At 36.4% G+C, this 2,475-nt stretch carries 5 protein-coding genes; all 5 read left to right on the top strand.

From position 1 onward, the window contains the following. Positions 1–262 (top strand): sigma factor-like helix-turn-helix DNA-binding protein (locus Q0E71_RS06685; protein ID WP_294797240.1); only part of this gene is annotated, 262 nt, incomplete at its 5' end. A gap of 11 nt (positions 263–273) precedes the next feature. Then, positions 274–1,614 (top strand): signal recognition particle protein, encoded by a 1,341-nt coding sequence (gene ffh / locus Q0E71_RS06680; protein ID WP_294797238.1) that lies wholly within the window; start codon positions 274–276, stop codon positions 1,612–1,614. Positions 1,615–1,630: 16 nt separating this feature from the next. Then, positions 1,631–1,933 carry a 30S ribosomal protein S16 gene (gene rpsP, locus Q0E71_RS06675; protein WP_026880687.1) on the top strand — a complete coding sequence of 101 codons (303 nt, stop codon included), beginning with the start codon at positions 1,631–1,633 and terminating at the stop codon, positions 1,931–1,933. Between the two features lie 15 nt (positions 1,934–1,948). Then, positions 1,949–2,176, top strand: coding sequence for a KH domain-containing protein (locus Q0E71_RS06670; protein WP_294797236.1), 228 nt, complete (start codon positions 1,949–1,951; stop codon positions 2,174–2,176). Between the two features lie 3 nt (positions 2,177–2,179). Further along, positions 2,180–2,475 (top strand): ribosome maturation factor RimM (gene rimM / locus Q0E71_RS06665; protein ID WP_294797234.1); only part of this gene is annotated, 296 nt, incomplete at its 3' end.

The following is a 2,475-nucleotide window of genomic DNA, read 5'->3' as shown; positions in this document are numbered from 1 at the left end:
CTACTACAACGAAGACTATTCACTTACTGAGATAGCTGAGCTATTATCAATATCGAGACAAGCGGTGAGCCTTAACATTAAAAGAGCTATAGACAAATTAAAGTCTTATGAGGCAGCACTTAAGCTTATAGAGAAGTTTGATAATAGAAAAGAGGCCAAGGATAGATTAGAAATTATCTTCAATGGCATTAATAGCTGTGACGATATAGATGAAATTAAAGGAAGAATTAAAGAAGCTGAAGAGATTATAAATGAGATCTAAAAGGAGCAATAATGATATTTGAGAGCTTATCAGAAAAACTACAAAAAACATTAGACGGCTTAAGAGGCAAGGGCAGACTTAGCGAAAAGGATGTCGATGTGGCACTTAGAGAAGTAAAGCTAGCTCTTCTTGAAGCGGATGTTAATTATAAGGTAGTTAAGAATTTTATAAATACATTAAAAGAAAGAGCCATCGGTTCTGAAGTTATGGAGAGTTTAACTCCTGGTCAACAAGTTATTAAGATTGTTAATGAAGAATTAATCAATCTTATGGGCAAGACTAAGGAGGGCCTAAACCTTAGCAAAAACCCGAGCATCATTTTGATGTGCGGTCTTCAAGGTGCAGGTAAGACAACTACTACTGGTAAACTTGCTATAAACCTTAGAAAGAAGGGAAGAAGGCCACTATTAGTTGCCTGCGACGTATATAGACCAGCAGCCATTAAACAGCTAGAAGTAGTTGGAAAGTCGATTGACGTGCCAGTATTTTCAATGGGTGACAAGATAAAGCCACTTGATATAGCAAAGAGCGCTATAGAGCACGCTAAGAAGAATGGTAATGACATCGTCATCATAGATACAGCGGGTCGTCTACACATAGATGAAGTGCTGATGGATGAGCTAAAAGGTTTAAAAGAAAATCTAGAGCCATCAGAAATACTTCTTGTACTTGACTCAATGACTGGACAAGACGCAGTAAACGTGGCAAAAGCCTTTGACGATGCGCTTGGCATAACAGGAGTAATATTAACAAAGCTAGACGGTGACGCTAGAGGCGGTGCGGCGCTTTCAATTAGAGCCGTTACTGACAAACCAATCAAATACGTTGGTATGGGCGAAAAGATGGATGAGCTTGAAGAGTTTCATCCAGACAGATTAGTTTCTAAGATACTTGGTATGGGCGACGTGCTTACACTTATTGAGAAAGCACAAAGCAATATTGACCAAAAGAAGGCAATGGAGCTTGAGAAAAAATTAAGGGAAGAAACATTTACCCTTGATGATTTCTTAGACCAAATAGCTCAGATGAGAAACTTAGGACCTATAGAAAATCTAATGCAGATGATACCAGGAATGAATTCAAAAGCCTTGAAGGGCATAAATATAAGTGATAAAGATATAGGCAGAGTCGAAGCCATCATCAGAAGTATGACTATGAAGGAGAGAATGACTCCAAACATAATCAACGCTTCAAGAAAGAAGAGGATTGCAGAAGGAAGCGGAACAACAACAAATGATGTTAACAAGCTTCTAAAGCAATTTGAAGATACTAAGAAGATGATGAAGCGCTTCGGCAAGATGGAGAAGTCTATGAAAAGAAAAGGAAATTTCAATTTTCCATTTAACATATAAATTTTAAGGAGGTGAGATTGTGGTAAAAATTCGTTTAAAAAGAATGGGATCAAAAAAGAATCCATTTTACAGAATTGTTGTAGCTGATTCAAGAAGAGCTAGAGATGGCAAGTTTATTGAACAACTTGGTTATTATGACCCATTAACTGAGCCAAAGACAATAAAATTCGATCAAGAAAAGGCTGAACAATGGATAGCAAACGGAGCTAAGGCAAGTGAAACAGTTCAAAGATTATTCAAATCTCAAGGATATGATATAACAGCAAAGACTGCTAAGAAAGCTGAAGCAACAGAAGAAACAGAAGCTGTAGAAGCTTAGGATGTGGGGGTTAATATGAAAGAATTAGTTGAATTTTTAGCAAAATCTATTGTTGATAACAAAGATGATGTTAAAGTTACAGTTAATGAATCAGCAAATGAGATCAACATTGATCTATACGTAAATCCAGACGATATAGGCAGAGTTATCGGTAAAGGCGGTAAGGTTGTTAAAGCAATCAGACTTATAGCCGGAGCTACTCTTAAAGATTCAAGAAGAATTAATTTAGAAATAAAGGAATAAATCTTGGACCTTATAAAGATAGCAAAGATTGTCTCAGCGCATGGCTTAAATGGAGAGGTAAAAATCTTTCCGTACACAGATGATTTAAGCAATTTCAAAGAATATAAGCAAATCTATATCGATGGTGAAGAGCTTGAGATTGTAAGTCAAAAGATAGCTTCAAAATTTATTGTACTTAAGTTAAAAGGCTTCGATTATATAGACGATGTCAAAAGGCTTCTTAACAAAGATGTTTTTATTGATAAGGCTCAGATGCCTTCGCTAGATGAGGGTGAGTACTATATACATGAGCTTATAGC

The sequence above is a fragment of the uncultured Fenollaria sp. genome, from assembly GCF_934202865.1.
Lineage (GTDB): Bacteria > Bacillota > Clostridia > Tissierellales > Peptoniphilaceae > Fenollaria.
Note: the sequence above shows the minus strand (reverse complement) of the source record. Positions and strands in the feature narration are given on the sequence as shown.

What these genes read in the sequence shown, in the direction of transcription:
- ffh (WP_294797238.1), top strand. Translation starts at nt 274, where the DNA reads ATGATATTTGAGAGCTTATCAGAAAAACTACAAAAAACATTAGACGGC.
- Q0E71_RS06670 (WP_294797236.1), top strand. Translation starts at nt 1,949, where the DNA reads ATGAAAGAATTAGTTGAATTTTTAGCAAAATCTATTGTTGATAACAAA.